Genomic DNA, 26,342 nt, shown 5'->3' with positions numbered 1-26,342 from the left:
GCCCCGAACAGCTTGTTTTCATTCATGCTATCACCGCGAAAATTGGTGTCCAACGACACGCAGTGCTTTTGATGCGCTACAGCCGTGATAGTGTCACGGCAAATCGTAAATGAGGAAACGACAGCATATGAAGACACGGCATTTCGACCGCATCGGCAATGGCGGCATCAACTTCACCGAGCTCGGCTTCGGCACCGCGCCGCTCGGCAATCTCTATCGCGCCGTGTCCGATGAGGATGCCAATGCCACGCTGGAGGCGGCATGGCGGGTCGGCTGCCGCTACTACGACACAGCACCGCTCTATGGGCTCGGCCTCGCAGAAACGCGGCTTAATCCGTTCCTGCGTTCGAAGAGGCGCGACGACTACGTGCTGTCGAGCAAGGTCGGGCGCATCATGCGCGCCTGCCCGCCGGAACAGCGCACCGGCATCGGCAAGTTCTTCGACACACCGTCGCGCCGCGAGGTCTACGACTACAGCTATGACGGCGTCATGCGCTCGTTCGAAGCCTCGCTGGAACGGCTCGGCGTCGACCGCATCGACATCCTCTTCGTGCACGATGTCGATATCTTCACTCATGGCAGCAAGGAAGCCTCGGACCAGCGCATCCAGGAATTCATGAGCTCCGGCTACTATGGATTGCTGGCACTGCGCGACCAGGGCGTAATCAAGGCGTTCGGCGGCGGCATCAATGAGTGGCCGGTTGCCCAGACGCTGGCCGAGCGCGGCGATTTCGACCTGTTTCTGCTTGCCGGGCGCTATACGCTGCTGGAGCAGGAGGCGCTGCAGTCTTTCCTGCCTCTATGCCAGCAACGCGGCATCGGCATCGTTCTCGGCGGGCCGTACAATTCCGGCATTCTGGCAACCGGGCCGAAGCCCGGCGCCTACTACAATTATTCGGAAGCGCCGCAGGATATCATGGACCGCGTCACCCGCATCGAGGCCGTCTGCAAGCGCCAGGGCGTGCGCCTGATCGAGGCGGCGCTGCAGTTCCCGCTGTTGCATCCTTCGGTCGTGTCGGTAATCCCGGGTGGCCAGCGGCCGGGCGAAGTCGAAAGCAATCGCTCGCTGCTCGACGCGAAGCTGCCATCAGCGCTGTGGGCCGATCTCAAGACAGAAGCCTTGATGCGCACGGATGCGCCGACCGCATAGCGCCGCGTTTCCAACGACCTGCGGGCACAGAAAAGAAAAACCGGATATGCCGGCTTTTCTTTTCTCTGAAAGACTTAAGGAGGCGCTTAGTTGACCGCGTCCTTGAGGCCCTTGCCGGCCGAGAACTTCGGCACGGTGCGCGCCGGGATCTTCACTTCCGCACCGGTCTGCGGATTGCGGCCGGTCGACGCGGCGCGTTTTGACACGGTGAAATTTCCGAAGCCGACAAGCCGGACATCGCCGCCCTTTTTCAGTTCGCCGGTGATGACGGAAAACACCGCATCAACCGCCGACTGCGCGTCACCCTTCGAAATACTCGCGGCATCGGCGACAGCGGACACCAGTTCGTTCTTGTTCATAAAAATTCCCTTCCATGAGAAAACCGGAACACTCGACTCATCCGGCAGGAAACGGACTTTAGAAAGAAGCGCTCCGGCAACCAAGTCGAAAAGCGCCAAGAAAGTCGAAAAAAGCCCGGAAATCCGGGGTTCTTCACATGAAAAAGCCGGGCTCAAGGCCCGGCTCTCTCTTTGTGCATTGCAACTTTAGCAAGAACTAATGCGCCAGCGATTTACCAGCCTCGTCTCCGACATCGACCACGGCCGGCGCATTGACGGGTTCGACCCACTGGATCGGTTCCGGCATGCGCACCAGCGCATGGCGCAACACTTCACCAACGCGTGAGACCGGAATGATTTCCATGCCGCTCTTCACGTTCTCCGGAATCTCCGCCAGATCCTTAGCGTTCTCTTCCGGGATCAGCACCTTCTTGATGCCGCCGCGCAGTGCGGCAAGAAGCTTTTCCTTAAGGCCGCCGATCGGCAGCACCCTGCCGCGCAGCGTGATCTCGCCGGTCATCGCCACATCGGCCTTGACCGGGATACCGGTCAACACCGAGACGATCGCCGTCGCCATCGCCACGCCAGCCGACGGTCCGTCCTTAGGCGTTGCGCCTTCTGGCACGTGGACGTGGATATCGCGCTTGTCGAACAGCGGCGGCTCGACGCCGAAATCGATGGCCCGCGAGCGAACGTAGGACGCCGCCGCCGAGATTGATTCCTTCATCACGTCGCGCAGATTGCCGGTCACCGTCATGCGGCCCTTGCCGGGCATCATGACGCCTTCCACCGTCAACAGCTCGCCACCGACTTCCGTCCAGGCGAGCCCGGTGACCACGCCGACCTGATCGTCGCTCTCGACCTGGCCGAAGCGGAAGCGCGGAACACCAAGGTAATCGGCAAGATTGTCCGCCGTGATGTTGATCGTCTTCTTCTTCGTCTTCAGGATCTCGGTCACCGCCTTGCGCCCGAGCTTCATCAGCTCGCGCTCCAGGCTCCTGACGCCCGCTTCACGGGTGTAGGTCTGGATGATGCCGCGGATCGCGTCCTCGCCGACGGAGAACTCCTTCGGCTGCAACGCGTGGTCGCGGATCACCTTGGGCATCAGGTGACGCTTGGCGATTTCGATCTTCTCGTCCTCGGTGTAACCGGCGATGCGGATGATCTCCATGCGGTCCATCAAGGGCGCAGGGATGTTCAGCGTGTTCGCCGTCGTCACGAACATCACGCTCGACAGGTCGTATTCGACCTCGAGGTAATGGTCCATGAACGTCGAGTTCTGCTCGGGATCGAGCACCTCGAGCAAAGCCGATGACGGATCGCCGCGGAAATCCTGGCCCATCTTGTCGATCTCGTCGAGCAGGAAGAGCGGGTTGGATTTCTTCGCCTTCTTCATCGACTGGATGACCTTGCCGGGCATCGAGCCGATATAGGTGCGGCGGTGACCACGGATCTCGGCCTCGTCGCGCACGCCGCCCAGCGCCATGCGGATGAACTCACGACCGGTCGCCTTGGCGATCGACTTGCCGAGCGAGGTCTTGCCGACGCCGGGAGGTCCGACGAGGCACAGGATCGGCCCCTTCAGCTTTTTCTGGCGGCTCTGCACGGCGAGGTATTCGACGATGCGGTCCTTGACCTTGTCGAGGCCGAAATGATCCGTATCGAGCACGTTCTGGGCAAAGGCCAGATCCTGCTTGACCTTGGAGTTCCTGCCCCACGGGATCGACAGCAGCCAGTCGAGATAGTTGCGCACGACGGTCGATTCAGCCGACATCGGCGACATCGTCCGCAGCTTCTTCAGTTCGGCTTCCGCCTTTTCGCGGGCCTCCTTGGAGAGCTTGGTCTTCTTGATGCGCGCCTCGATCTCGGCGGCCTCGTCGCGGCCGTCCTCGCCTTCGCCGAGCTCCTTCTGGATCGCCTTCATCTGCTCGTTGAGGTAGTATTCGCGCTGCGTCTTCTCCATCTGGCGCTTGACGCGCGAGCGGATGCGCTTCTCGACCTGGAGCACCGAGATTTCGGCTTCCATGAAGCCCATCGCCTTCTCCAGCCGTTCCTTGACGGAAAGCGTGGCGAGCATCTCCTGCTTCTCGGGGATCTTGATGGCAAGATGCGAGGCGACCGTGTCGGCGAGCTTGGAATAGTCGTCGATCTGGCTGGCGGCACCCACCACTTCGGGCGAGATCTTCTTGTTCAGCTTGACGTAGTTCTCGAAGTCGGTGACGACGGAACGAGCCAGCGCCTCGACCTCGACCTCTTCCTCTTCCGGTTCGACCAGCGCCGCAGCACGGGCCTCATGGAAGTCGGGACGGTCGGTGAACGCGACGATTTTCGCGCGCGAGGCGCCTTCGACCAGCACCTTCACGGTGCCGTCCGGCAGTTTCAGCAATTGCAGCACATTGGCGAGCGTGCCGATGTCAAAGATGGCATCGGGCTCCGGATCGTCGTCGGCGGCATTCATCTGGGTCGCAAGCAGGATCTGCTTTTCCTGACCCATCACTTCTTCCAGCGCCTTGATCGACTTTTCACGCCCGACGAAGAGCGGAACGATCATGTGCGGGAACACCACGATGTCGCGCAGTGGGAGGACTGCGAAGACGCCGTCGCTGGGAGCCTTGGATAATTTGGCCATTGTCCAACCTTTCATGTCGCGGCCGCCAATCGGCCAACCGCGAATCTCATATTAACGACCGGGGATCGTTCCGCCTACCACCGTTTGTGACGGGAGTTTTACAGCACAGAATTCGGCACCACGGCCTTCTGCCATTAGTTGGAGGCACAGGGGGTAAAGATCAAGGGTCAACACGGTCCGTCCCTCCAATCCGCGGCCATTACGCGGCGCCGTACGCAGTGTGCGACAGCAAAACGGCGCCCTGCGGCGCCGTTTCAGAAAAATCCATTGCCGGCTCACGTCAGGCGCTGACGTTGCCCTTCTTTTCCTTCTGCTCGGAATAGATGTAGAGCGGCCTGGCGTTGCCTGACACCACCTCTTCCGAAATAACCACTTCGCGCACGCCTTCCAGCGCCGGCAGCTCGAACATGGTGTCGAGCAGGATCGCTTCCATGATCGAACGCAGGCCGCGCGCGCCGGTCTTGCGCTCGATGGCGCGCTTGGCGATCGCCGACAGCGCGTTCTCGTGGAAGGTCAGGTCAACATTCTCCATCTCGAACAGCCGCTGATACTGCTTGACCAGCGCGTTCTTCGGCTCGGTCAGGATCTGGATCAGTGCCGGCTCGTCGAGGTCCTCCAGCGTCGCCAGGACAGGCAGACGGCCGACGAACTCGGGAATGAGGCCGAACTTCAACAGATCCTCAGGCTCGACCAGGCGGAAAACATCGCCGGTGCGGCGATCCTCGGGCGAAGCGACGATGGCGCCGAAACCGATCGAGGTCTTCCTGCCGCGATCCGAGATGATCTTGTCCAGGCCGGCGAAAGCGCCGCCGCAGATGAACAGGATGTTGGCGGTGTCGACCTGCAGGAATTCCTGCTGCGGATGCTTCCGGCCGCCCTGCGGCGGCACGGAGGCGACAGTGCCTTCCATGATCTTCAAAAGTGCCTGCTGCACGCCCTCGCCCGACACATCGCGGGTGATCGAGGGATTGTCCGACTTGCGCGAGATCTTGTCGATCTCGTCGATATAGACAATGCCGCGCTGGGCTCGCTCGACATTGTAGTCGGCCGACTGCAACAGCTTCAGGATGATGTTCTCGACGTCCTCGCCGACATAGCCGGCCTCGGTCAGCGTCGTCGCGTCAGCCATGGTGAAGGGAACGTCGATGATGCGGGCCAGCGTCTGCGCCAGCAGCGTCTTGCCGCAACCGGTAGGGCCGATCAGCAGGATGTTCGACTTCGCCAGCTCGACGTCGTTGTTCTTGCCGGCATGGGCGAGGCGCTTGTAGTGGTTGTGGACGGCCACCGATAGCACACGCTTGGCGTAGGGCTGGCCGATGACGTAGTCGTCGAGAACCTTGAGGATTTCCTGCGGGGTCGGCACGCCCTCGCGCGACTTCACCATCGAGGTCTTGTTCTCCTCGCGGATGATGTCCATGCACAGCTCGACGCATTCGTCGCAGATGAACACCGTCGGCCCGGCGATCAGCTTGCGCACTTCATGCTGGCTTTTGCCGCAAAACGAGCAATAAAGCGTGTTCTTGGAATCACCGCTGTTGTTGCCGACCTTGCTCATTTTCATGTCCTTTCATGGCCGCCCGCCGATGGTCTGGTTGAAAGGGCGCATATTCAATCTATCGCGGGAATCCGCCGCCGCCAGTGCCCCGGCTCCCGCAACGCATTCCGTACGAAACACAAATCGGAAAACGGGGCAATGATTCGAACAACCCCACGCAAAGCTAAGCCGTCGAAAATCAACATAGCCTTAACGTAGGCAATTGCACCCGTCGAGGGAACAGCCAATTGTGGCTGAAATGCCGCAAGCTGCGCCAAAAGCGCGTGATCCCGCCACTCACTGCCACCGCGGGGCCACCGCGTGCCTATAAGGCAATACCTTCGACCGGCTCACGTGACGAAATGACCTTGTCGATAAGGCCGAAATCCCTGGCCTCGTCGGCAGTCATGAAATGGTCACGGTCGAGCGTTTTTTCAATCTCATCGTAGCTCTTGCCGGTGTGCTTGACGTAAACCTCGTTGAGGCGGCGCTTCAGCTTGATGATGTCCTGGGCATGGCGCTCGATATCGGAGGCCTGGCCCTGGAAGCCGCCGGACGGCTGGTGGACCATGATGCGGGCGTTCGGCGTCGCAAAGCGCATGTCCTTGTGGCCCGCCGTCAAGAGCAGCGATCCCATCGATGCGGCCTGGCCGATGCACAGCGTCGACACGGCAGGCTTGATGAACTGCATGGTGTCGTAGATCGCCATGCCGGAGGTGACGACGCCGCCGGGCGAGTTGATATAAAGGTTGATTTCCTTCTTCGGATTCTCCGCCTCGAGGAACAGCAGCTGCGCGCAGACCAGCGTCGCCATGCCGTCCTCGACCGGGCCGGTGATGAAAATGATGCGCTCCTTGAGGAGCCGCGAGAAAATGTCATAGGCCCGCTCGCCGCGATTGGTCTGTTCGACCACCATCGGAACGAGGTTCATGTAGGTTTCGACGGGGTTCTTCATGGACTATCCCTTTTTGAGGATGGGATTCCGGCGCCGGAGATTTGCAATCGGGCAGAATCGGTTCTGGATCGTTATTGTGTAAATAGGATGCCGGCTCACCCTAGCGCAAGGCCGCCTCTCCTAGCCATCCGGTTAAGTCGAATCAAGGTTTCCAAACCAAGTTTCGCCCGTCGCCGTGCCGGCAGCCCTCTCCCGCCGCCGGAAGGGACGCTCATGCTTGGCCGTTGTTTAGCAGTTTCTTAACCGCATCGCTTAACGAAAAGCGGTGAAACCGCTTTTTCCAGCCGCGGCTTGCCCTACAATCCAACGTTGAACCCGCTTCACGCAGTTCAAACAGGGGGAGTGCGATGATCAGGAAAACTGCTTCCTTGGCCCTTACCGGCATCGCCGTACTCGGCATGGCATCCGAAACGGCTGCCAGCGGACGCGCGGTTGAATGCTACGAGAAGGTCAACCGGCCGGCCGTCTACGACACGGTCTATGAGAACGTGCTCGTCAGTCCGGCCGGCCAGCAGGTGGAATACGAGGCGCCAATCTACGGGACGCGCGAGCGCGTGGTGCAGATCGCGCCGGCGCGCGTCAGCTACGAGATCGTGCCCGCCATCACCCGCACCATCTACCGGTCCGTGAGGGTCGACGACGGCGGCTATTCCTGGGAATGGCGCATCATCAATGGCCGCAAGGTCCTGTGCAAGGTCAGGCACAAGGCGCGCTATGAACGTGTGGCCGAGGTCGTCGTGGTTGAGCCGGAACGCCGGCGGCGCGTTGTCCTCCCCGCCGAATACGAGAGCGTCGCCGAAGAGGTGCTCGTGCGGCCGGAGCAACGGCGCATCATCGACATTCCGGCGTCTTATCAGACAGTGGCGCGCCGCGTGGTGGTCAGGGAGGGCTCATCCAGCTGGCGGCGCGTGCATATTCCGAGGCATTGCCGATACTAGGCGCTCAGGCCGCCTCGGCCCTGAGCCATTTCTTCAGGCCGTCGACATCGCCATTGCCGACGCAGGCCGCAACCCTTCTGCCAACTGCCGCGCCGAACTTGTAGCCGTGGCCGGAGCAGGCCGAGACGACCAGGCATCTGCCTTTCTGGTGGGCCAGAAATTTCTCGTCGGCGGTGAAGGTGTAGGCGCAGGTGACCACTTCGGTGACCTTGTACTCCTCGATACGGGCAATCGGCGGCGAAAACAGATTGCGGATCGCCTCACCCTCGCCCGGTACCGGTTGACGGTTCCAGTCGGCATCGCTGGTCGGTACTCGGTGCAGGCCTGAGCCGAACTTCATGCCGGCGCCGCCGGAGGGCGGGATCACGTAGCCGTCGACGGAGCCACCGACGTCGAGCACAACCGGTGCTGCCTGCCAGGCTGCCTTCAGGTCCACTGGCGGTTCGACATAGGCGAGCGCGGTGCGCCAGGTTTTCAGCTCGCCATCCAGCTCCGGGAACAGTTTTAGCACCCAGGCGCCGGCGGCGACGACGATGCGGTCGGCCTGCATCGTTTCGCCGCTCGCAAGCACGACATGTCCGGCGTCGGCATCGATCTCGACCACCTTGCTGTTTTCGTAGACATTGGCGCCGTTCGCGCGCAGCCATCTGGCGAGGCCCGAGGCGATCTTGCGGCAGTGCAAGGCGCCACCGTCTGGTGAAAAATATGCATAGCGGAATGAACTGGGTTCTAGGAACGGCCAGCGGTCGACCGCGGCGTCCGGTTCGAACAATTCGAACGGGTAGTTCCCGGCTTCCATGCCTTCGCGGTATTCCTCGGCCTCATCTCCCGGCTCGCGCGAAATACAGATGAAGCCGCGCGGATCGAGATGGCTTTCGCCGAGATCGGCCCACATCTCATCCCATGCTTGATAGGCCTCGGTGATCAGCCGGCCGTAGCCCGTCCTGGCCCGATAGGCGCGGCGAATGATGCGATGGTGGTCGCCGGAGGCGGCGAGCGGATTGGGGATCGGTCCCTGCTCGACGATCGAGACAAGGTGCCCAGCCTTGACCAGAGACCACGCCGTGGAAAGCCCGGCAACGCCTGCACCGACCACGATCACATTCATGAAAACCGTCCTTCCACAACCGCTTTGGCGGCTCACCTCACGGGAGGGCCAACATACGGTCTGGCACCAGACTGGCAAGCCTTGGAGCGCCGCGCGTCCTTCGACGCGCAAAGGACGCTCCAACACTTTGAATCTGCGCATGATCCTTTCCGAAAACCGATTCCGGTTTTCGGGGTCATGCGCTAATGGTCTGGCATGACCGAATTGAAGCCGCCCTACCTTGCCTTTGATCCAGCCACCCGCCGACTGCGGCTCGATCCGCACGAGCCGGCTTTTTTCCAGGACCCTTACGAAGCCTACGCTTACCTGCACGGTGCATCGAACGCCATCTTCTGGGAAGAATTTGGTTTCTGGTGCTTTGGCGGCTTCGACGACGTCAACCGTCTGCTGCGCGATCGCCGCTTCGGCCGGCAGAACCCGGCCGGCATTCCAGACAGCCGGGGCATCGGCCAGGATCGCACGCATCTCAGCGCCTTCGACGGCATCGAGGCCAATTCGATGCTGGAGCTGGAACCGCCCGTCCACACACGGCTCAGAACGCTGGTCAACCGCGCCTTCGTCTCGCGCCAGGTCGAGCGGCTCAGGCCGCGCGTCGAGGCGCTGGCCAACGAACTGATCGACCGTTTCGAACCAGGGGAAGTCGACCTGCTGCCGGCGTTCGCAGCTCCCTTGCCGATCACCATCATTGCCGAGATGCTCGGCGTACCGGTCGACATGGGGCCGCAGTTGCTCGACTGGTCGCATCGGATGGTCGCCATGTACATGCATGGCCGCACCCGCGAGACGGAGGACACGGCCAATCGCGCCGCGCGCGACTTTTCGGATTTTTTGCGCGGCTATGTGGCCGAGCGGCGAAAGAGGCCGGGCGAGGATCTTCTGTCGCTGCTGATTGCGGCACAGGAGGATGGCCAGAAACTGTCGGAGGACGAGCTGGTATCGTCGGCGATCCTGTTGCTCAATGCCGGCCATGAAGCAACCGTCCACCAGACCGGCAATGCGGTGCGCTCGATCCTTGCGCAAGGCGGCGACCCGCGCCGCTTCTCCGCCTCACCGGAAGCAACAGCCGCGACGGTCGAAGAGTGCCTGCGCTTCGACGCGCCGCTGCACATGTTCACGCGTTATGCCTATCAGGAGGTCGAGGCTGGGCCTGGGATCATCGTAGGCCCTGGCGAGACGATCGGTCTGCTGCTCGGCATGGCCAATCGCGATCCCGTCGCCTTTACCGAGCCCCTCGCCTTCAGGCCGGACCGCGCCGACCAGAAAAACCTGTCGTTCGGCGCCGGCATTCATTTCTGCATCGGCGCGCCGCTCGCCCGGCTCGAATTGCAGGTGTCGCTGAAAACCTTGTTCGAACGCCTGCCGCAGCTGCATCTTGCCGAACAACCACGCTTTCGCGACAGCTATCATTTCCATGGGCTGGAAACGCTCGCCGTGGGCTTTTGAGGATTCGATCCGATAGGCTCAGCCGACAGGCGATCAAAGCTTGATCACATACTCCTTGCGAGTCGTTTCAAGCACTTCCCAGCTCCCCTTGAAGCCCGGCCTCAGCGCGAAACTATCGCCGGCTTTGACGGTGCGCGCCTTGCCGCCGTCTTCGGCGATCACCGAGACCCCTGACAGGATGTGGCAGAACTCCCACTCGTCATACTCGATGCGCCATTTGCCGGGCGTTGCTTCCCAAATGCCGGCATAGAGGCCGCCGTCCTGTTCCTCGACATTCCAGGTGCGGAATTTCGGATCGCCCGAAATCAGGCGATCCGGCGCCGGTGCGCCAAGTTCCGGTTCGACGGTGTCGACGCCGACGAAAAGAAATTTCGGTGCGGTCATGGCAATCAAACCTTGCCGAGCGCCTGTTCCAGATCGGCGACGATGTCGTTGACGTCCTCGATACCGACCGAAAGCCTGACCGTGTCCGGCCCTGCCCCGGCATTGATCTTCTGCTCGTCGGAAAGCTGGCGATGCGTGGTCGATGCCGGGTGGATGACCAGCGACTTGGTGTCGCCGACATTGGCCAGGTGCGAGAACAGCTCGAGCGCCTCGACGAACTTGATGCCCGCCGCGTAGCCGCCCTTCAGCCCGAAAGTGAAGACCGCGCCGGCGCCCAGCGGCGAGTACTTCTTCTGCAACGCATTGTTCTTGTCGCTGGGCAGGCCGGGATAGGACACCCAGGCGACCTTGGGATGGTTGGAAAGCCATCCGGCGACCGCCGCCGCATTGTCGCAGTGGCGCTGCATCCTGAGCGGCAAGGTTTCCAGACCGGTCAGGATAAGGAATGCATTGAACGGCGAAATCGCCGCGCCGATGTCGCGCAGGCCGAGCACGCGCGCGGCGATGGCGAAGGCGAAATTGCCGAAGGTCTCATGCAGGACGAGGCCGCCATATTCGGGGCGCGGCTCCGACAGCATCGGATATTTGCCCGACTTCGACCAGTCGAACGTGCCGCCGTCGACAATGGCGCCGCCGATCGAATTGCCATGGCCGCCGATGAACTTCGTCAGCGAATGCACGACGATGTCGGCGCCATGCTCGATTGGCCGCAGCAGGTAGGGCGAGGCCAGCGTGTTGTCGACAATCAGCGGCAGGCCGTGCTTGCGGGCAATGTCGCCGATCTTCTCGATATCGACGAAGACGCCGCCCGGATTGGCCAGGCTTTCGATGAAGATCGCCTTGGTCCTGTCGTCGATCTGGCTCTCGAAGGTCGAGATGTCATTGGTGTCGGCCCAGCGCACCTGCCAACCGAAATTCTTGAAGGCGTGGCCGAACTGGTTGATCGAGCCGCCGTAAAGCTTTGTCGCTGAAACGAAATTGTCGCCGGGCTGCATCAGATTGTGGAAGACCAGCACCTGCGCGGCATGGCCGGAGGCGACCGCAAGGCCTGCCGTGCCGCCTTCGAGTGCCGCGATGCGCTCTTCCAGCACCGCCTGTGTCGGGTTCATGATGCGGGTGTAGATGTTGCCGAACGCCTTCAGCCCGAACAGCGAGGCGGCGTGGTCGGCATCGTCGAAGACAAAGGAGGTCGTCTGATAGATCGGCGTCGCTCGCGCCCCAGTCGCCGGATCCGGCTTGGCGCCGGCATGGACGGCGAGCGTGTTGAAACCGGGCGTGCGGGCCATCGAAAACCTCCCTCAATGGTGAATGGTGAATGGTGAATGGTGAATGGTGAAGTCGGCCAGCGCCGCCCTGATTGCAAGCGGCTCATATGCCGCCTTGCCGCCTTCCAGAAAAATCCTTCTATTCACCATTCACTATTCACGACCTACTTCTGGCGAACGCCGAAACTCTGGAAACCCGGCCGCATCAGCGGCTTCTTCGACGACAGCACGCCGGAATTGACGCCGGTCCAGCCGATCTCGCCCGACAGCTTGCCATATTCGATCTTGGGGCAACGGTTCATCACCACCTTGATGCCGGCGGCTTCGGCGCGTGTGGCCGCCTCGTCATGGCGTATGCCAAGCTGCATCCAGATGACCTTCGGCAGCGGATCGAGCCGCAGCACCTCGTCGACAATGCCCGGCACGGCAGCGGACGCGCGAAACACGTCGACCATGTCGACAGGTCCCGGAACGTCGGCGAGCCTGGCAAAGGTCATCTGGCCTAGGATCTCCTTGCCGGCCTGGCCGGGATTGATCGGGAACACCGAAAAGCCCTTGCCGAGCAGATATTTCAGCACGAAATAGCTCGGCCGCACGTCATTAGCCGACGCGCCGACCATGGCGATGGTCTTCACCGAATTGAGGATGCCGGCGATATAGGCGTTGTCGTAAGCGTCGTGGTTCATGCCTCGTCCTCATACAGCGCTTCGGCGAGAAAACCATCTGGATCGTTGCAAAAATTGCGCATCATGCGGAAATGATCGGTGTCGTGAAAATCGGTCGGGTCGAGCCCGGACCGGCTGATGCGGAACAGCCGCGCGCCGGGACAGGCCATCAGCAGCGGCGAATGCGTCGCCATGATCACTTGCGCCGTGCCGGACTGGTCCATCCGCCGCAGCATCTTGAGAAGTTCGATCTGGCGCGTCGGCGACAAGGCGCTTTCGGGCTCGTCGAGGATGTAAATGCCTTGCCGGCGGCAGCGCTCCTCGAAGAATCTGATGAAACCCTCGCCATGCGACCAGGACAGGAAGTCGGGCGGCGCCTCATGTGCGTCGATGGCAGCCTGATCTAGATAGCGGGCAACCGAATAGAAGGATTCGGCGCGAAAGAACCAGCCGGCGGTGACCTTCGGCAGCCAGTGGCCGCGCAACGTCGCCGCCAGCGCTGCGCCGCTCTTGTCGACGGCGCGGGAGTGATCGACCGGCATGTAGCCCTTGCCGCCGCCGGCTTCATCGTAGCCTGCCAGCGCGCCGATCGCTTCGAGCAGCGTCGATTTACCGGTGCCGTTCTCGCCGACGATGATGGTGATCGGCGTGGTGAATTCGAGCTCGAATTCATGGCGGTGAAAGTTCGGCAGGTTCCAGGGATATTTTTCCCAATCGACGACCCGGCTGGGCTCGATCAGGATACGCTTCAGATAGGGCGCCTTCAGCCGCGTCAGTTGCTTGCGATGAGCCAGAGGGGAACCTCGTCAGGCCGGCAGCGAAATCGATCCGTCTTCCGCGATCGGAAAAGCCGGATTGTGCGCCACTTCCCAGACATGCCCGTCCGCATCGGCGAAATAGCCGTACCAGCCACCCCAGAAGGCCCGTTGCGCCGGCTTGACGATACGGCCGCCGGCCTTCTTGGCCAGCGCCAACACTGCATCGACCTCGGCGTCGGAGCGGGTGTTGTAGGCGAGGTAGACGGCCGACGGCGCGTTGCCGAAGGTCACGCCTGAATCCTCCTCGGCGCTTGGGCGCGGAAACAGGGCAAGGATGGCGCCACCCATCTGGAAGAAAGCAACGCCCTCGGTGATCCCGGCATGGCGGGTCAGGCCCATCGCCTCATAAAAGCGCGTGGCGCGGTCGAGATCGTCGGTGGCGATGGTGATGATGGAGATGCGCGGTTCCATATCCGCCTCCTATTCCTCCGGCCATTCCGGCTTGCGTTTGCCAATGAAGGCGCCAATGCCCTCTTCCGCATCGCGCGCCAGCATGTTCTCGACCATGACGCGCCCGGTGTAATCATAGGCCTCGGCCAGCCCCATTTCCGCTTGCTCATAAAAGGCTTCCTTGCCGATCTTGACGACCAGGGAGGATTTGGACGCAATGGTTTGCGCGTATTTGGTGACAATCTGATTCAGATATTCGCGCGGCACGACGCGGTTGACCAAGCCGAATTCCTTGGCGGTTGCCGCTTCGATCGTTTCGCCGGTCAAAAGCATCTCCATGGCGTGCTTGCGCGAGACATTGCGCGACAGCGCCACCATCGGCGTCGAGCAGAACAGTCCAATATTGACGCCCGGCGTGCAGAAGGTCGCCTCGTGCGAAGCGATGGCGAGATCGCAGCTGGCGACCAGCTGCAATCCGGCCGCCGTCGCCAGGCCGTCGACTTCGGCGATCACCGGCTTGGGATGGCGAACGATCGCCTGCATCAGTGAAGCGCAGGCGGAAAACGTCTTTTCGAAGAAGGCCCTGCCGTGATCGGCATCGGCGCGGTGCGTGCTTAACTCCTTGAGGTCGTGCCCGGCGCAGAACACTTTGCCGGCCGCCCCAAGGACGATGACGCGGACGGACTTGTCGGCCTTGGCGCGGTCGAGTTCCGCCATCAGCGCCGCCATCACTGAAAGCGAAAGAGCATTGGCCGGCGGATTGGCGAGCGTCAGGCGCAGCACGCCCTTATCCAGCCGGGCGGCGACCGGCCCTTCAGCAACGGCAGGCTTGATGGCGACGATTTCGGCCATGGGTCATTCCTCCGCGATTCCGGATCGGTGATGGACTAATCTAGTATGCGGGTCTCGCTTCGTCCAACACCCCGCCTCTGCCATAATGAATGGCTGTTGCCAGAAACGGCACGCTGCGCTCAAACAGGCAGGCACAACGAGAGACCGCCATGCCTGCTCAAAGCAATCTCAAGCCGGTGCTGACGGCTGCTGACGTCAACGCGCTTGTGGCGACTGTTTTCCCGCAGCTCAACGACCAGTTCACCTTCTACGAGGCGTTGGAGGTGTTTCCAGGCGGCTGTGTTGTGCGGCTCAATGCTGACGAGCGCCATTTGCGTCCCGGCGGCACCGTATCGGGTTCGGCGCTGTTCACGCTGGCCGACATAGGCGGTTATGTCTGCGTGCTCTCGCATGCCGGACCGGATGCACTTTCGGTCACCACCAGTCTCAACATCAATTTTGTCCGCAAGGCCGAGGCCGGGCCGATCGACGGCCATTGCCGCATCCTCAAGCTCGGCAAGAGCCTGATGGTGTTCGATATCGACATCGTCGCCGGCCCGGAGGGACACACGGTAGCGCACGCAACGGGCACCTATTCGATCCCGCCAAAGCGGTTTGGAGATGTGGTAAAATAATACCTTGTGCTCAAATCATTGTTTTTGCTTGATTTTACCCCAGAGATGGCTTTTCACGCGCCTTGACGTAGTCGCCGCTCTCTCCTATAAGCCCTCACGGAACAGCGGCCCGCAAAGGCCGCCGTTTTGTTATTGGCGGGGGGGCAAGTGCCTTTCGCCAATCCAAGCAACAAGAAACGCCTTCTTTTGAAGGTCCGAACCGAAAGCAACAATCCATGGCAACCTTTTCGCAGAAGCCTGCGGATGTGGTGAAGAAGTGGGTGCTGATCGACGCCGAGGGTCTCGTCGTCGGCCGTCTCGCCACTGTCATCGCCAATCATCTTCGCGGCAAGCACAAGCCCACTTTCACCCCGCATGTTGACGACGGCGACAATGTCATCGTCATCAATGCCGACAAGGTGGTGTTCACCGGCAAGAAGTTCACCGACAAGGTCTATTACTGGCACACCGGTCACCCCGGCGGCGTCAAGGAACGCACCGCGCGGCAGCTGCTCGAGGGCCGCTTTCCCGAGCGTGTCGTTGAGAAGGCCGTCGAACGCATGATCCCGCGCGGCCCGCTCGGCCGTCGCCAGATGAAGAATCTCCGCGTCTATGCAGGCACGGAACATCCGCATGTCGCCCAGCAGCCCGTCGTCCTCGACGTGGCCAAGCTGAACGCCAAGAACAAGAAGGTTTCGTAAGATGGCTGAGCTTTCCTCGCTCGCAGAACTCGGAACTGCCACCGGCAACACCAACACCCAGCCGGCAGCACCCGTCCATGTCCAGAAGCTCGACAAATCGGGCCGCGCCTATGCCACCGGCAAGCGCAAGAACGCCATCGCGCGCGTCTGGGTGAAGCCCGGCTCCGGCAAGATCGTCGTCAACGACAAGGTGTTCGCCGAATATTTCGCGCGTCCGGTCCTGCAGATGATCCTCAACCAGCCGATCATCGCCGCCAATCGCGCCGGCCAGTACGACATCGTTGCCACCGTCATCGGCGGCGGCCTCTCCGGCCAGGCCGGTGCCGTGCGCCACGGCATCTCCAAGGCGCTGACCTACTACGAGCCGGCGCTGCGCGCCGTGCTCAAGAAGGGTGGCTTCCTGACCCGTGACAGCCGCGTCGTCGAGCGCAAGAAGTACGGCAAGGCGAAGGCTCGCCGGAGCTTCCAGTTCTCCAAGCGCTAAGCGCTGCGCAATTGCACGCTATCGAAAGGCCGCCTCCGGGCGGCCTTTTCTGTTCGTGCAGAGCCTTCTCCCACCAGCGCCTGCGGCGGGGTTCATGCCTGGCGCAGACATCAGGTCCGGCTGTCCCTGATAAAGTCAATGAACGCCCGTAGCGGCGCCGGCACGAGGCGCCGGCCGGGATAATAAAGGAACGGCCCGGAGAAGCTCTGCCACCACGGTTCAAGCACCGGTTCGAGCGCCCCGCTCTCGAAGTGAGGGCGCAGCCAATCCTCGAACAGGCTGACGATGCCTGTGCCGGCGATGGCTGCATCGACCTTGAGGTCGGTCGCCCCGCCCAGTGTCACGAGAAGCGGCCCACTTGGGTCGACCCGCACCACCTCGTCGTCGCGCTCGAACTCCCATGGCGTTATCGCACCGCTGGGAAAGCGGCCGCGCAGGCAGGCGTGGCCGAGCAGGTCGCGCGGGTGTTGCGGCCGGCCATGACGATCCAGGTAGGCCGGGCTGGCGGCGGTGGCGAAGCGCTGCACGCGCGGCCCGATCGGCACGGCGATCATGTCCTGTTCCAGCCGCTCGTCGTAACGGATGCCGGCATCGCAGCCGGCCGCCAGCACGTCGACAAAGCTCTCCTCGGCGATCACCTCCAGCCGGATACCGGGATAGGCGGCAAGGAACCGCGGCACGATGCTGGGCAGGACCAGTCGCGCCGCGCTGACCGGCACATTGAGGCGCAGCGAGCCGGCCGGCCTGTCGCGAAAGCCGTTCACCACGTCCAGCGCCGACTCCACCTCGGTCAAGGCTGGACCGAGCCGCGCCAGCAAGCCTTGGCCGGCCTCCGTCAGGACGACGCTGCGCGTCGTCCGGTTGAGCAGCCTGACACCGAGCTGCGTCTCCAGGCGGCGCACCGCCTCGCTCAAGCCGGACGCACTGCCGCCGCTGGCGCGTGCCGCATCCCGAAAACCTTTGGCGCGCGCCACGGCCACGAAGGCGTTCAGATCCCCGAGATCAATCTGCATTGTTCGTCATTCCGCACAGCCCGTGCGAATTGTACCCAATTATCACGAGATCGGACACCGTCTATCTGTGCACCATTCCCTGAAGGAGAAAGACCATGTCCAGCGTCGACCAGTCCGGCACATTCATCCTCGGCGACCGCAAAGTCAGACGGCTCGGCTACGGCGCCATGCAACTCACAGGGTCCGGCGTCTTCGGCCCACCAAAGGACCACGATGCGGCATTGGCCGTGCTGCGCGAAGCCGTTGCGCAGGGCGTCAATCACATCGACACCAGCGATTTCTACGGCCCGCACGTCACCAACTTGTTGATCCGCGAAGCGCTCGCACCCTATCGCGACGACCTCGTTATCGTCACCAAGATCGGCGCCCGGCGCGGCCGGGACGGAGCATGGCTGCCGGCCTTCTCGGCCGAAGAGCTGACCAAGGCGGTGCACGACAATCTGCGCAATCTCGGGCTCGACGTGCTGGAGGTGGTCAACCTTCGGGTCATGTTCGACGCGCATGGCCCCGCCGAAGGGTCGATCGAGGCGCCGCTTGCAACGCTCACCGAGCTTCAGCGACAGGGCCTCGTGCGTCACATCGGGCTGAGCAACGTCACCGCTGCACAAATCGCCGAAGGCCGCAGGATTTGCAAGATCGTCTGCGTGCAGAACCAGTACAATCTGGCGCATCGGGGCGACGATGCGTTGATCGACGATCTGGCCCGCGACAGCATCGCCTATGTGCCGTTCTTCCCGCTTGGCGGCTTCAACCCGCTGCAGTCGTCGGCCTTGTCCAAGGTCGCCTCACGCCTCGGCGCCACGCCCATGCAGGTCGCGCTCGCCTGGCTGCTTCGCCGCGCGCCCAACATTCTTCTGATCCCCGGCACGTCTTCAGTTGCGCATCTCAGGGAGAACCTCGCCGCAGGCGATCTCGCGCTGCCGGAAGATGCGCTCGAGGCGCTCGAGGCGCTGGAGGGCGTGGCGATGGCCGCTTGACCTGCGCACGAGGCGCGAGGTGCCGCCAGCCGGTGTCGGAGACTAGCGAAGGCGGTGATGAGCCAATCTCCCCCTCGTGGGGGAGATTGGCAGCGCGACAGCCGCTCCTAGTTAATGCTGGCCGTATTCGCCGGCTCGGCCGAGCCGGCATAGGGCACGCGAAAACCGTTCGCCGCTAGCCAACCAATGGCGGCCTTCGGTTCGTCGGTCTGGATGATGGTGGCGCCGCGCTCGACCCAGAAGCCATAAGTCTCGCGCGGCAGGCTGGCCGCGACCGCCAGCTCGTCGCCGCGGCCACCGGCGAGGAAGCCACCCGGCTTGTTGACGATGGCATAGGTGTCGGCCCAGATGTGCCAGTCACCCCTCACCGCCAGCGCGCGCATGCGCGGGCTGAACAGCGGGCCGCCGGTCTCGGTCAGTGTCTCGGCGCCAGCCCGCCAATTGATCAGTTCGATCGCCCGCACCGGGAACGCCCGGCTGACTTTTTCGGCAAACATGGCGTCGTGAACCGCATCGTCGGCTATGATCGGCATGAACTGGAAGCCGCCGTCGATCGCGTCCATGGCGGCCGCAACCGTGGCGATCCTCTCCGCATCCCACAGGTTCTCCTTGACGATCACCTGTTCGGCCATGCCGAGGTCGCGCGCGACCGCGACCATGCCGGCGAGGCTTTCGGTATCGAGCTTATTGTCGAGATTGATGAGGATCCTGTCCCTGGTCGCCATCAACATTTCGCGCAACGTCGAGACTGTCTCGCCCGTAAAGGCGCCGGTGCCTTCGATCACCAACCGGCACGTCTTGAGTTCGGCCAGCGTGCGCTTGACCACCTCGCCCTTGCAGTTCGTGGTGCGGTCGAGCCAGCTGTCATGCATGACGACGAACTGTCCGTCCTTCGAGCGCCTGATATCGACCTCGACGATTTCGGCGCCCATTGCAATCGACGCCTCGACGGCGGCGATCGAATTTTCGGGATAGAGCGTCTTGCCGGCCTGCATGCCGCCGGCGCGGTGCGCGGCCACCATCACATGGTCGCGCCATTGGTTGGCGTGCTCGAACCGGTCGAGAATCTGCCTGGCGCGCGTTTCGCATGCCGATGCATGGCCAAGGGAGGCCGCCAGCGCCGCGGAAAGCAGAAGGCTCAGCCAAGTCGTTCGCATGAGACAGGTCGTTCGCATGAGAATCGCTCCGTACCGGATCGACACCCGGTTAAGCGACGCTCGTGACAGCCTAGTGAACGAAGCCGGCTTCGCAAACGCTGGAAAATCAGGTTAATGCCGGCCGAAACGGCCGTAGCGGCTACTTTCGGTTGCTAACTAGGCAATCTCCGGGCCAGCCATGCGGGGCTCTCCGGCAAGCAAGGATTTGTGACCGGGCCGAATAGCCATGTTCTTCCGAAGGGGTCGCAATTCTGAGAATTATGGCCAATAAGGTTGCGCGTCGACGCACAGGAGATCGCTTCATGCCGCCAAGGACCATCGATCACGCCTTCACCACCCGCTCCAGGACGGGCGCGTCGTTCGAGCCGACCTATGCCGGCGCGCTGTCGTTCATGCGGCGCAAATATTCGAAGGACGTGAAGGGCGCCGATGCGGTGGTGTGGGGCATTCCCTTCGACGCGGCGGTCACCAATCGGCCGGGCGCGCGTTTCGGACCGCAGGCGATTCGCCGCGCGTCGGCCATCCTCGACAACGATCCGCAATATCCGTTTTCGCGCGACCTGTTCGAACAGCTTGCCGTGGTCGATTTTGGCGATTGCCTGCTCGACAGCGGCAATCACCAGAAGACCCCTGCCACGATCGAACGCGAAGCGGCGAGGATCCTGAAATCCGGCGCCTTTCTGCTATCGCTCGGCGGTGACCATTTCGTCACCTGGCCGCTGCTCAAGGCGCATGCCGCCATCTACGGCCCGCTGGCCCTGGTGCAGTTCGACGCTCATCAGGACACCTGGCCCGACGACGGCAAGCGCATCGATCACGGCTCCTTCGTCGGCCGTGCGGTCAAGGAGGGCATCATCGACCCCGACCGGTCGATCCAGATCGGCATCCGCACCCACGCGCCCGATACGTTCGGCATCAAGATCCTGTATGGCCATGAAGTGGAGGAAATGCGGGCGTCCGACATCGCCTATGCCATCGTCGACCGTACGGGCGGCAAGAAGACCTACGTCACTTTCGACATCGATTGCCTGGATCCGGCTTTTGCGCCCGGCACCGGAACGCCGGTAGCGGGAGGCCCGTCTTCGGCAAAGATCCTGTCGGTGCTGCGCCAGATCAACCAGGTCGATATCGTCGGCGCCGACGTCGTCGAGGTTGCGCCAGCCTATGATCACGCCGATATAACGGCAATTGCCGGCTCGATGGTGGCCATGCACTATCTCGGGCTGCTGGCGGAACGAAAGGCCCGGCTCGAGGAAATGAACCAGGGCAATCACAGCGTTGCCGGATTGAATCAGGCAAGCGGCATATAGCTAACAGGAATTTTGGCAGGCAATGAAACCGAAAATCTTCATCGACGGCGAGCACGGCACCACCGGTCTGCAGATCAGGGCGCTGCTTGCCGAGCGCGGCGACCTGGAAATCATCTCCATCCCGACTGAGCGCCGCAAGGAAACGGCAGCGCGCGCCGAGTTCCTCAATGCCGCCGATGTCGCGATCCTCTGCCTACCGGACGCGGCAGCCAAGGAAAGCGTTTCGCTGATCGCCAATGACACCACCAAGGTGATCGACGCCTCGACGGCACATCGCGTCGCCGAGGGCTGGGAATATGGTTTCGCCGAAATGGACAAGGACCAGGCGAAGAAGATCGCTTCGGCGAAGCGCGTCGCCAATCCGGGCTGCTGGCCGCAAGGACCGATCGCGACGCTGCGGCCGCTGGTTGCGGCGGGGCTGTTGCCAGCCGATTTTCCGGTCACCGTCAACGGCATTTCTGGCTATTCCGGCGGCGGCCGGCCGATGATCGAGGATTATGTCGCCAAGGGCGAGGATGCGTCGGAATTCCTGCCCTACGGGCTGACGCTGCAGCACAAGCACGTGCCGGAGCTCAGGACCTATGCCAGGCTTTCGCACGATCCGATCATGCAGCCGGCAGTCGGCAATTTCGCGCAAGGCATGATCACGGTAGTGCCGCTGCAACTCGGCGGTCTCGACCATGTACCGACCGGCGCTGAGCTTCACGCGGCGATCGCCGACCATTTTGCTTCCATTGATCGTGGCGTGGTCGAGGTGGCGCCGTATCTGCATCAGGAACGCATGCCTGACATCGATCCGGAGATCTACAACGGCACCAACCGGATGAAGCTCTATGTCTTTGCCAATGACGACAGGGCGCAGGCGCTGCTGCTTGCCGTCTACGACAATCTCGGCAAGGGTGCCTCGGGTGCAGCCGTGCAGAACATGGATCTGATGCTCGGCCTCTGAATGGATGCGCCGGCATTTCCGAAGCGCTGGAAGGTCGGCGCGCCCGAACTCATCGCCGAAACCTTCAGCAGCCGCATCTGGAAGGTTGCTCGCGAGGACGACTCACCGGCAATCGTCAAGGATCTAAAGCCTTTCGACGATGTCGAGGACGAGTTGCGTGGCGAGCATTTCCTCGCCTGGCGACGCGGCGAAGGCGCGGTGCGGCTGCTCGGCCGCGACGGCCACCGCATGCTGCTCGAATACGCCGGCGACAGGATGCTGTCACACCATCTTGCCGAACAAGGCGACAATGCCGCCACCGCGATCGCGGCCGAGGTAATGGCAAGACTGGTCTCGCCGTCGAAGCACCCTGCCCCGCCGGATCTCCAGCCGTTGCGGACCCGGTTCTCCAGCCTGTTCAAAAAGGCCAAGGCCGATCGCGCCGCCGGCGAAAAGAGCCTGTATGTCGAAGCAGCCGAAATCGCGGAACGGCTGCTGTCCAATCCGCATGACGTGCGGCCGCTGCATGGCGACCTGCACCACGACAACGTCATGCACGGTCCGCGCGGCTGGCTGGCGATCGACCCGAAGGGCGTTCTCGGCGACCCCGGCTTCGACGCGGCCAACATGTTCTACAACCCACTTGACCGAGACGATCTTTGCCTCGATCCGCGGCGGATCCGCCATATGGCGCAAGTCTTTGCCGCAACGCTCGGCCAGTCGCCGCCCGCGATACTGGACCACGCCATCGCCTATGGCTGCCTGTCGGCTGCATGGCACCATGAAGATCGCAATGCGGTCGACGAGGACCGCGAGGTGGCGATCGCCATGGCGATCCGGACGGAGCGGCTCAGCCTCTGAGAGCAATCTCGTGGGGCAGCGGATAAGCGCCCTTGGTGCCGCGCCAGTGCGCGGCGGCAAAACCCAGCAGGAACAGCGCGAATGCCTGATGCGTCAGGGCCATGTGCAGCGGCACATGCATCAATAGGGTGCCGATGCCGATCGACGCCTGCACCACGACAATCAGGAACAGCAGCGTCGCGCGTCGGGCATGCGTCGTGTCCGGCAGACGCCGGCGTGTCGCAATCATGTGCCAGAGCGCGACTGCGAAGATCGTGTAGGCGCCGACCCGGTGGATGAACTGCACCGTCTTCGGGTTTTCGAAGAAATTGCGCCATGCCGGCTCGAGCAGCAGCAGGTCGCCGGGGACCAGTTTGCCGTCCATCAGCGGCCAGGTGTTGTAGCTCAAGCCGGCGTCGAGCCCTGCGACCAGCCCGCCGAGATAGATCTGGACCAGCGCCAGCAGCACCAGAAAGCCGGCCAGACGTTGCGTCGATCGGTCGGCGGCCGGTTCTGAGTGTGGGGCCAATCCGCGTGCGACCACCATGGTCGCCGTGAAGATCAGCGCCGCCAGCGTCAGATGCGTCGCCAGCCGGTATTGGCTGACCGAAACCCGGTCGGCCAACCCGGACGCCACCATCCACCAGCCTATCGCGCCCTGCAGGGCGCCGAGAAGGAGGATGCCCGACAATTTCGTGCCGAGGCCGCGCTCGATGCGGCGCGTCGCCCAGAAGAACAGCAACGGCAGGGCGAAGACCACGCCGACACTACGCGCCAGGACGCGGTGCACCCACTCCCACCAGAAGATCGACTTGAACGCCTCGATGCTCATGCCCTTGTTGAGTTCGGCATATTGCGGGATCTGCTGGTAGCGCAGGAACTCCTCCTGCCACTCGGCATCATTGAGCGGCGGGATGACGCCGTGAATCGGCTGCCATTCGGTGATCGACAGGCCGGAATCGGTGAGCCTCGTAGCGCCGCCGACCACCACCAGCGCAAACAGCACGAGGAGCACGACATAGAGCCAACCACGTACCAGCGCGCGGTTGCGAAGGTCGCGATCGCGGGCTGCGAAAGGCGCGGCATCGGATATGGCAGCAGCCATGGCTTTGTCCCGGCAGTTGAAGTCGCGGATTGGTGAACCATCGCAACCCGGCTTGCAAGACCGGACAGCGCGGCACGCCGTCGCGCCGTTTCTGGCGGCTTGCGCGCATCGGCTGTTCGGCCTAAGCGATAGCGATCAACGAGATCGCGCCGTGCCCATTCGCCTGAAAAAGCTGATCGGAAGCTTCCTGCTGGTAGTGCTGGTCGTCGTCTATGCGCTGGTCGCCTCGATCGTGGCGGTCGCCCAATTGTCACAGTCCGGGCCACTGGCGCATTTCATCTTCTTCCTGCTGAGCGGGCTTTTGTGGGTGCTGCCGGCGATGGGCATCATCAAATGGCTGATCCTGGAGCCGCGGCCGAAGAGCCGAGGCAACAGTTAGATCGTCACCACCGTCTTGCCGGCATTGGCCAGCGGCGTCGTCACGCCCGACAACATTGTTCGGATGTGGGCGACGCTCTGATAGCGGCCATTGACCGAAATACGAGGCAGGGCATGCAGGAACCCGGCATGCTCGGCGCGGAGTATGCCGTGGCGGGTCGTCACCGCCGAGGCATAGCCGGCATCGCGGACAAGGCCCACTTCGCGACGGCCGACGGCGCTGACATAACCGTAGGGATAGGCGAAATGGCGCGGCTCCTCGCCGAGTTTGGCCTGCAATATGCGCTTGACGTCGCCGATCTCATGCCGCGCGTCGCTCTCGGAAAGCCGCTTCAGATTGCAATGATTGACGCTATGCGCTCCGATCGTCACCAGCGGGTGCGCGGCCATGGTGCGGAGCTCGTCCCAGTTCATCAGCGTGTTCGGGCGCGAACCGCCCAACTCGATGCCGTTCGAACGCGCCAGATCGCGCAACACCGCATGCTGGTCCTGCTCGCGCACCTTCAGCGTCAGATGAGCGTGCAGGCGCGCATTGGCCTGGACCTTTTTTCCCGGGTTCGAGCAATCGATCGTCACCGGGCCGTCCGGCGTCGTCAGCGTCAGGCGATCGCGCGCATTGACGATGTCCTCGACCACGTCCCACCACAAATCGGCAGCGCCGTCGATCAGTCCCGGCGCGACGTAGATGGTGATCGGCGCGCCGTGCTTCTCCAGCACCGGCAGCGCCTCGGTCATGTTGTCTCGATAGGCGTCGTCGGCGGTGATCGTCGCGAACTGGCCGTCCTTGTCGCCAGCCTTGATGCGCTCGATCGCCTCGTCCAGAGTAACGAACCTGTAGCCGTTCGCCGTCATGTCGGCGATCACGATGTCGAGGAACCCAGGCGCGATGTTCAAGTGACGGTTGACGCCGTTCGGCTTTTCCGGCGTCGCGGTGACCCGATGCAGCATCAGGATGGCGCCAAGGCCGCCGATGAACGGCTTGGCCAGCGGCGCAAGACCGGAATAGCGGGCGAGATTGAGCGCCAGTTTGCGGATTGCCTCGCCCCCGTCGATCATTCATTCACCTTTTGCGCCTAAGCTCATCAAGCATGGAATGCGCCTGCGCGGACCCCCAATCGCGACGAATACGCCCTAAGGATTGAGGTATGGTTGACGCCACCGCGTCATTTGACGGCAATCGGCTGGCAAGCAGCGAGGCGTCGCCGTGTGCCTTGCCGGCCGGCAACGCCGGCCTGTCGACCTCGGTTGCCGATAGTGCGGCGCTGGCGGCGTACGCCGAATTCTGCCGTTCGGCGCTTTTTGCCCCGGCGCAGAGCGCAGGCTGGATCCTGAACTGGGCCGCACATACCGGCGCCGACGTTGTCGTTGCGACGCTGCGCGCGGACGACAGGCCGGTTTTCTCGTTGGCGCTGGAGGTCACCCACAGCGGGGCATTCCGCATCGCCCGCTTTATGGGCGGCCGCCATGCCAACGGCAATTTTGCCGCCTCCGACCCGCAATGGCTGGCGAATGCCGATATCGCGGCGATCCGCTCTATGCTGGCCGCGATTGCCAAGGCGCGGCGCGACATCGATCTTGTCGCGCTAGAGCGGCTGCTGCCTGATCTCGACGGCGTTGCCAACCCGCTCTCCGCCTTGCCGCATTTTTCGAGCCCCAATCTGTCGCTGGCCGCCGGTCTTGTCGGAGGGTTTGATGCACTGCTCACCCGGGTGAGCGGCAAGCGCAGGCGCAAGAAGCATCGCTCGCAGGCGCGCAAGTTCGAGGCCGTCGGCAGCTATCGTCGCATCGAGGCGAGGACTGCGGACGAGGTGAACAGGCTGCTCGACGCCTTTTTCGAGATGAAGGAATTCCGCTTCCGCAAGATGGGCATCGTCAATGTTTTCGGTGAAGCGGAGGTACGCGCTTTTTTCCGCTCGCTGTTTGCCGAAGCGCTTCAAGAGGAAAACCCGTGCTTCGTGCTGCATGGGCTGGAAGTCGCCGGCAAGCTTCGTGCGGTCACCGGGTCGAGCCGCTCGGGCAAGCGGCTGATCTGCGAATTCGGGGCGATCGCCGAGGACGACCTCGCACACACCAGCCCGGGCGACTTCCTGTTCTTCGAGAACATCCAGGAAGCCTGCGAAACGGGTTTTGAAATCTATGATTTCTCAGTCGGCGACGAACCCTACAAGCGATTGTGGTGCGATGTCGAAACGCAGCATTTCGAAGTGCTGGTTCCGCTGACGCTGAAGGGCCGCGCGCTGGCGCTTGCGCTCAGGCACGGCGCAAGCCTGAAAGCATTCATCAAGCACAGCCCAATGGTCTGGAAGCTGACCAAGCTGCTGCGCCGCAAGGCTGTGGGACAGACAGCACCGGCCGCAGGCGAAGACGACAGCTGATTTCGATTTGAG

Annotated in this window: 27 protein-coding genes; 12 read left to right on the top strand and 15 right to left on the bottom strand. The window is 62.6% G+C overall.

Annotation, left to right across the window (positions count from 1 at the left end; translation table 11 throughout):
- Nucleotides 1-127: 127 nt before the first annotated feature.
- Nucleotides 128-1,150 carry an aldo/keto reductase gene (locus NKH01_RS21000; RefSeq protein ID WP_353022157.1) on the top strand — a complete coding sequence of 341 codons (1,023 nt, stop codon included), beginning with the start codon at nucleotides 128-130 and terminating at the stop codon, nucleotides 1,148-1,150.
- An 86-nt stretch (nucleotides 1,151-1,236) separates the two neighbouring features.
- On the opposite strand, the gene NKH01_RS20995 is transcribed toward NKH01_RS21000, so the two are convergent.
- From NKH01_RS20995 to NKH01_RS20980, 4 genes are all read right to left on the bottom strand, one after another.
- The gene (locus NKH01_RS20995; protein ID WP_006201846.1) at nucleotides 1,237-1,509 is read right to left on the bottom strand and encodes an HU family DNA-binding protein; all 273 of its coding nucleotides are present in this window, start codon (nucleotides 1,507-1,509) and stop codon (nucleotides 1,237-1,239) included.
- 196 nt (nucleotides 1,510-1,705) lie between these two features.
- Nucleotides 1,706-4,117, bottom strand: a complete 2,412-nt coding sequence (gene lon / locus NKH01_RS20990) for an endopeptidase La (RefSeq protein WP_023674656.1) — start codon at nucleotides 4,115-4,117, stop codon at nucleotides 1,706-1,708.
- A 280-nt stretch (nucleotides 4,118-4,397) separates the two neighbouring features.
- Nucleotides 4,398-5,672, bottom strand: coding sequence for an ATP-dependent Clp protease ATP-binding subunit ClpX (gene clpX / locus NKH01_RS20985; RefSeq protein ID WP_006332719.1), 1,275 nt, complete (start codon nucleotides 5,670-5,672; stop codon nucleotides 4,398-4,400).
- Between the two features lie 304 nt (nucleotides 5,673-5,976).
- Nucleotides 5,977-6,606 carry an ATP-dependent Clp protease proteolytic subunit gene (locus NKH01_RS20980; RefSeq protein ID WP_023674655.1) on the bottom strand — a complete coding sequence of 210 codons (630 nt, stop codon included), beginning with the start codon at nucleotides 6,604-6,606 and terminating at the stop codon, nucleotides 5,977-5,979.
- Between the two features lie 347 nt (nucleotides 6,607-6,953).
- Here NKH01_RS20980 and NKH01_RS20975 point away from each other — a divergent pair, with 347 nt between their 5' ends.
- A complete protein-coding gene (locus NKH01_RS20975) occupies nucleotides 6,954-7,544 on the top strand; it encodes a hypothetical protein (protein WP_353022155.1) in 591 nt (196 codons plus the stop codon).
- A 4-nt stretch (nucleotides 7,545-7,548) separates the two neighbouring features.
- Here the strand turns inward: NKH01_RS20975 and NKH01_RS20970 are convergent, their stop codons facing one another.
- Complete coding sequence (locus tag NKH01_RS20970; protein WP_353022153.1) at nucleotides 7,549-8,652, bottom strand: NAD(P)/FAD-dependent oxidoreductase; 1,104 nt, start codon at nucleotides 8,650-8,652, stop codon at nucleotides 7,549-7,551.
- Between the two features lie 195 nt (nucleotides 8,653-8,847).
- On the opposite strand from NKH01_RS20970, the gene NKH01_RS20965 reads away from it, so the two are divergent.
- The gene (locus tag NKH01_RS20965; RefSeq protein WP_353022151.1) at nucleotides 8,848-10,095 is read left to right on the top strand and encodes a cytochrome P450; all 1,248 of its coding nucleotides are present in this window, start codon (nucleotides 8,848-8,850) and stop codon (nucleotides 10,093-10,095) included.
- 33 nt (nucleotides 10,096-10,128) lie between these two features.
- On the opposite strand, the gene NKH01_RS20960 is transcribed toward NKH01_RS20965, so the two are convergent.
- The 6 genes from NKH01_RS20960 to NKH01_RS20935 form a co-directional block, all read right to left on the bottom strand.
- Complete coding sequence (locus NKH01_RS20960) at nucleotides 10,129-10,479, bottom strand: cupin domain-containing protein (RefSeq protein WP_352857149.1); 351 nt, start codon at nucleotides 10,477-10,479, stop codon at nucleotides 10,129-10,131.
- A 5-nt stretch (nucleotides 10,480-10,484) separates the two neighbouring features.
- Nucleotides 10,485-11,765, bottom strand: coding sequence for an O-acetylhomoserine aminocarboxypropyltransferase (locus NKH01_RS20955; protein ID WP_352857151.1), 1,281 nt, complete (start codon nucleotides 11,763-11,765; stop codon nucleotides 10,485-10,487).
- A gap of 143 nt (nucleotides 11,766-11,908) precedes the next feature.
- Entirely contained in the window at nucleotides 11,909-12,430 is a 522-nt protein-coding gene (locus NKH01_RS20950; RefSeq protein WP_023717322.1) for a CoA-binding protein, read from the bottom strand.
- Complete coding sequence (locus NKH01_RS20945) at nucleotides 12,427-13,203, bottom strand: AAA family ATPase (protein ID WP_353022186.1); 777 nt, start codon at nucleotides 13,201-13,203, stop codon at nucleotides 12,427-12,429. Before NKH01_RS20945 ends, NKH01_RS20950 begins: the two co-directional genes overlap by 4 nt.
- Nucleotides 13,204-13,215: 12 nt before the next feature.
- Nucleotides 13,216-13,638: a VOC family protein gene (locus tag NKH01_RS20940; RefSeq protein ID WP_023717320.1), complete on the bottom strand. Its 423-nt coding sequence runs from the start codon at nucleotides 13,636-13,638 to the stop codon at nucleotides 13,216-13,218.
- Nucleotides 13,639-13,647: 9 nt separating this feature from the next.
- Complete coding sequence (locus NKH01_RS20935; RefSeq protein WP_023717319.1) at nucleotides 13,648-14,469, bottom strand: enoyl-CoA hydratase; 822 nt, start codon at nucleotides 14,467-14,469, stop codon at nucleotides 13,648-13,650.
- A 149-nt stretch (nucleotides 14,470-14,618) separates the two neighbouring features.
- On the opposite strand from NKH01_RS20935, the gene NKH01_RS20930 reads away from it, so the two are divergent.
- The 3 genes from NKH01_RS20930 to rpsI all read left to right on the top strand — a co-directional run bounded on the left by NKH01_RS20930 (nucleotide 14,619) and on the right by rpsI (nucleotide 16,247).
- Nucleotides 14,619-15,083, top strand: coding sequence for a PaaI family thioesterase (locus NKH01_RS20930; protein WP_353022149.1), 465 nt, complete (start codon nucleotides 14,619-14,621; stop codon nucleotides 15,081-15,083).
- 215 nt (nucleotides 15,084-15,298) lie between these two features.
- Complete coding sequence (rplM, locus tag NKH01_RS20925) at nucleotides 15,299-15,763, top strand: 50S ribosomal protein L13 (RefSeq protein ID WP_023674645.1); 465 nt, start codon at nucleotides 15,299-15,301, stop codon at nucleotides 15,761-15,763.
- Nucleotide 15,764: 1 nt separating this feature from the next.
- Complete coding sequence (gene rpsI / locus NKH01_RS20920) at nucleotides 15,765-16,247, top strand: 30S ribosomal protein S9 (protein ID WP_023717316.1); 483 nt, start codon at nucleotides 15,765-15,767, stop codon at nucleotides 16,245-16,247.
- A gap of 110 nt (nucleotides 16,248-16,357) precedes the next feature.
- Here rpsI and NKH01_RS20915 read toward each other — a convergent pair whose 3' ends face one another.
- On the bottom strand, nucleotides 16,358-17,260 hold the full coding sequence (locus tag NKH01_RS20915) for a LysR family transcriptional regulator (protein ID WP_352845096.1): 903 nt from the start codon (nucleotides 17,258-17,260) through the stop codon (nucleotides 16,358-16,360).
- A gap of 95 nt (nucleotides 17,261-17,355) precedes the next feature.
- Here NKH01_RS20915 and NKH01_RS20910 point away from each other — a divergent pair, with 95 nt between their 5' ends.
- Nucleotides 17,356-18,237 carry an aldo/keto reductase family oxidoreductase gene (locus tag NKH01_RS20910; RefSeq protein WP_353022147.1) on the top strand — a complete coding sequence of 294 codons (882 nt, stop codon included), beginning with the start codon at nucleotides 17,356-17,358 and terminating at the stop codon, nucleotides 18,235-18,237.
- Nucleotides 18,238-18,344: 107 nt separating this feature from the next.
- On the opposite strand, the gene NKH01_RS20905 is transcribed toward NKH01_RS20910, so the two are convergent.
- Complete coding sequence (locus NKH01_RS20905; RefSeq protein ID WP_353022146.1) at nucleotides 18,345-19,394, bottom strand: glycerophosphodiester phosphodiesterase family protein; 1,050 nt, start codon at nucleotides 19,392-19,394, stop codon at nucleotides 18,345-18,347.
- Between the two features lie 302 nt (nucleotides 19,395-19,696).
- Here NKH01_RS20905 and speB point away from each other — a divergent pair, with 302 nt between their 5' ends.
- Genes speB through NKH01_RS20890 form a run of 3 tightly spaced genes read left to right on the top strand, consistent with a single transcriptional unit; the run spans nucleotide 19,697 to nucleotide 22,493 of the window.
- Nucleotides 19,697-20,704, top strand: coding sequence for an agmatinase (speB, locus tag NKH01_RS20900; RefSeq protein WP_352481211.1), 1,008 nt, complete (start codon nucleotides 19,697-19,699; stop codon nucleotides 20,702-20,704).
- 22 nt (nucleotides 20,705-20,726) lie between these two features.
- Nucleotides 20,727-21,653 (top strand): N-acetyl-gamma-glutamyl-phosphate reductase, encoded by a 927-nt coding sequence (gene argC, locus NKH01_RS20895; RefSeq protein ID WP_352587776.1) that lies wholly within the window; start codon nucleotides 20,727-20,729, stop codon nucleotides 21,651-21,653.
- Nucleotides 21,654-22,493 (top strand): aminoglycoside phosphotransferase family protein, encoded by an 840-nt coding sequence (locus NKH01_RS20890; protein WP_352481213.1) that lies wholly within the window; start codon nucleotides 21,654-21,656, stop codon nucleotides 22,491-22,493.
- Here the strand turns inward: NKH01_RS20890 and NKH01_RS20885 are convergent.
- A complete protein-coding gene (locus NKH01_RS20885) occupies nucleotides 22,483-23,577 on the bottom strand; it encodes a COX15/CtaA family protein (protein ID WP_352481214.1) in 1,095 nt (364 codons plus the stop codon). The two genes, NKH01_RS20890 and NKH01_RS20885, sit on opposite strands and share 11 nt — an antisense overlap.
- A gap of 151 nt (nucleotides 23,578-23,728) precedes the next feature.
- Between NKH01_RS20885 and NKH01_RS20880 the strand changes: the two genes are divergently transcribed.
- On the top strand, nucleotides 23,729-23,956 hold the full coding sequence (locus NKH01_RS20880; RefSeq protein ID WP_352465564.1) for a DUF2842 domain-containing protein: 228 nt from the start codon (nucleotides 23,729-23,731) through the stop codon (nucleotides 23,954-23,956).
- Here the strand turns inward: NKH01_RS20880 and NKH01_RS20875 are convergent.
- Entirely contained in the window at nucleotides 23,953-25,011 is a 1,059-nt protein-coding gene (locus NKH01_RS20875) for a polysaccharide deacetylase family protein (RefSeq protein ID WP_353022144.1), read from the bottom strand. The two genes, NKH01_RS20880 and NKH01_RS20875, sit on opposite strands and share 4 nt — an antisense overlap.
- A gap of 89 nt (nucleotides 25,012-25,100) precedes the next feature.
- Between NKH01_RS20875 and NKH01_RS20870 the strand changes: the two genes are divergently transcribed.
- Entirely contained in the window at nucleotides 25,101-26,330 is a 1,230-nt protein-coding gene (locus NKH01_RS20870) for a GNAT family N-acetyltransferase (protein ID WP_352895308.1), read from the top strand.
- Nucleotides 26,331-26,342 lie beyond the last annotated feature (12 nt).

This window comes from Mesorhizobium sp. M1403 (assembly GCF_040317695.1).
Classification (GTDB): domain Bacteria; phylum Pseudomonadota; class Alphaproteobacteria; order Rhizobiales; family Rhizobiaceae; genus Mesorhizobium.
Note: the sequence above shows the minus strand (reverse complement) of the source record. Positions and strands in the feature narration are given on the sequence as shown.

What these genes read in the sequence shown, in the direction of transcription:
- NKH01_RS21000 (WP_353022157.1), top strand. Translation starts at nt 128, where the DNA reads ATGAAGACACGGCATTTCGACCGCATCGGCAATGGCGGCATCAACTTC.
- NKH01_RS20995 (WP_006201846.1), bottom strand. Translation starts at nt 1,509, where the DNA reads ATGAACAAGAACGAACTGGTGTCCGCTGTCGCCGATGCCGCGAGTATT.
- lon (WP_023674656.1), bottom strand. Translation starts at nt 4,117, where the DNA reads ATGGCCAAATTATCCAAGGCTCCCAGCGACGGCGTCTTCGCAGTCCTC.
- clpX (WP_006332719.1), bottom strand. Translation starts at nt 5,672, where the DNA reads ATGAGCAAGGTCGGCAACAACAGCGGTGATTCCAAGAACACGCTTTAT.
- NKH01_RS20980 (WP_023674655.1), bottom strand. Translation starts at nt 6,606, where the DNA reads ATGAAGAACCCCGTCGAAACCTACATGAACCTCGTTCCGATGGTGGTC.
- NKH01_RS20975 (WP_353022155.1), top strand. Translation starts at nt 6,954, where the DNA reads ATGATCAGGAAAACTGCTTCCTTGGCCCTTACCGGCATCGCCGTACTC.
- NKH01_RS20970 (WP_353022153.1), bottom strand. Translation starts at nt 8,652, where the DNA reads ATGAATGTGATCGTGGTCGGTGCAGGCGTTGCCGGGCTTTCCACGGCG.
- NKH01_RS20965 (WP_353022151.1), top strand. Translation starts at nt 8,848, where the DNA reads ATGACCGAATTGAAGCCGCCCTACCTTGCCTTTGATCCAGCCACCCGC.
- NKH01_RS20960 (WP_352857149.1), bottom strand. Translation starts at nt 10,479, where the DNA reads ATGACCGCACCGAAATTTCTTTTCGTCGGCGTCGACACCGTCGAACCG.
- NKH01_RS20955 (WP_352857151.1), bottom strand. Translation starts at nt 11,765, where the DNA reads ATGGCCCGCACGCCCGGTTTCAACACGCTCGCCGTCCATGCCGGCGCC.
- NKH01_RS20950 (WP_023717322.1), bottom strand. Translation starts at nt 12,430, where the DNA reads ATGAACCACGACGCTTACGACAACGCCTATATCGCCGGCATCCTCAAT.
- NKH01_RS20940 (WP_023717320.1), bottom strand. Translation starts at nt 13,638, where the DNA reads ATGGAACCGCGCATCTCCATCATCACCATCGCCACCGACGATCTCGAC.
- NKH01_RS20935 (WP_023717319.1), bottom strand. Translation starts at nt 14,469, where the DNA reads ATGGCCGAAATCGTCGCCATCAAGCCTGCCGTTGCTGAAGGGCCGGTC.
- NKH01_RS20930 (WP_353022149.1), top strand. Translation starts at nt 14,619, where the DNA reads ATGCCTGCTCAAAGCAATCTCAAGCCGGTGCTGACGGCTGCTGACGTC.
- rplM (WP_023674645.1), top strand. Translation starts at nt 15,299, where the DNA reads ATGGCAACCTTTTCGCAGAAGCCTGCGGATGTGGTGAAGAAGTGGGTG.
- rpsI (WP_023717316.1), top strand. Translation starts at nt 15,765, where the DNA reads ATGGCTGAGCTTTCCTCGCTCGCAGAACTCGGAACTGCCACCGGCAAC.
- NKH01_RS20915 (WP_352845096.1), bottom strand. Translation starts at nt 17,260, where the DNA reads ATGCAGATTGATCTCGGGGATCTGAACGCCTTCGTGGCCGTGGCGCGC.
- NKH01_RS20910 (WP_353022147.1), top strand. Translation starts at nt 17,356, where the DNA reads ATGTCCAGCGTCGACCAGTCCGGCACATTCATCCTCGGCGACCGCAAA.
- NKH01_RS20905 (WP_353022146.1), bottom strand. Translation starts at nt 19,394, where the DNA reads ATGCGAACGACTTGGCTGAGCCTTCTGCTTTCCGCGGCGCTGGCGGCC.
- speB (WP_352481211.1), top strand. Translation starts at nt 19,697, where the DNA reads ATGCCGCCAAGGACCATCGATCACGCCTTCACCACCCGCTCCAGGACG.
- argC (WP_352587776.1), top strand. Translation starts at nt 20,727, where the DNA reads ATGAAACCGAAAATCTTCATCGACGGCGAGCACGGCACCACCGGTCTG.
- NKH01_RS20890 (WP_352481213.1), top strand. Translation starts at nt 21,654, where the DNA reads ATGGATGCGCCGGCATTTCCGAAGCGCTGGAAGGTCGGCGCGCCCGAA.
- NKH01_RS20885 (WP_352481214.1), bottom strand. Translation starts at nt 23,577, where the DNA reads ATGGCTGCTGCCATATCCGATGCCGCGCCTTTCGCAGCCCGCGATCGC.
- NKH01_RS20875 (WP_353022144.1), bottom strand. Translation starts at nt 25,011, where the DNA reads ATGATCGACGGGGGCGAGGCAATCCGCAAACTGGCGCTCAATCTCGCC.
- NKH01_RS20870 (WP_352895308.1), top strand. Translation starts at nt 25,101, where the DNA reads ATGGTTGACGCCACCGCGTCATTTGACGGCAATCGGCTGGCAAGCAGC.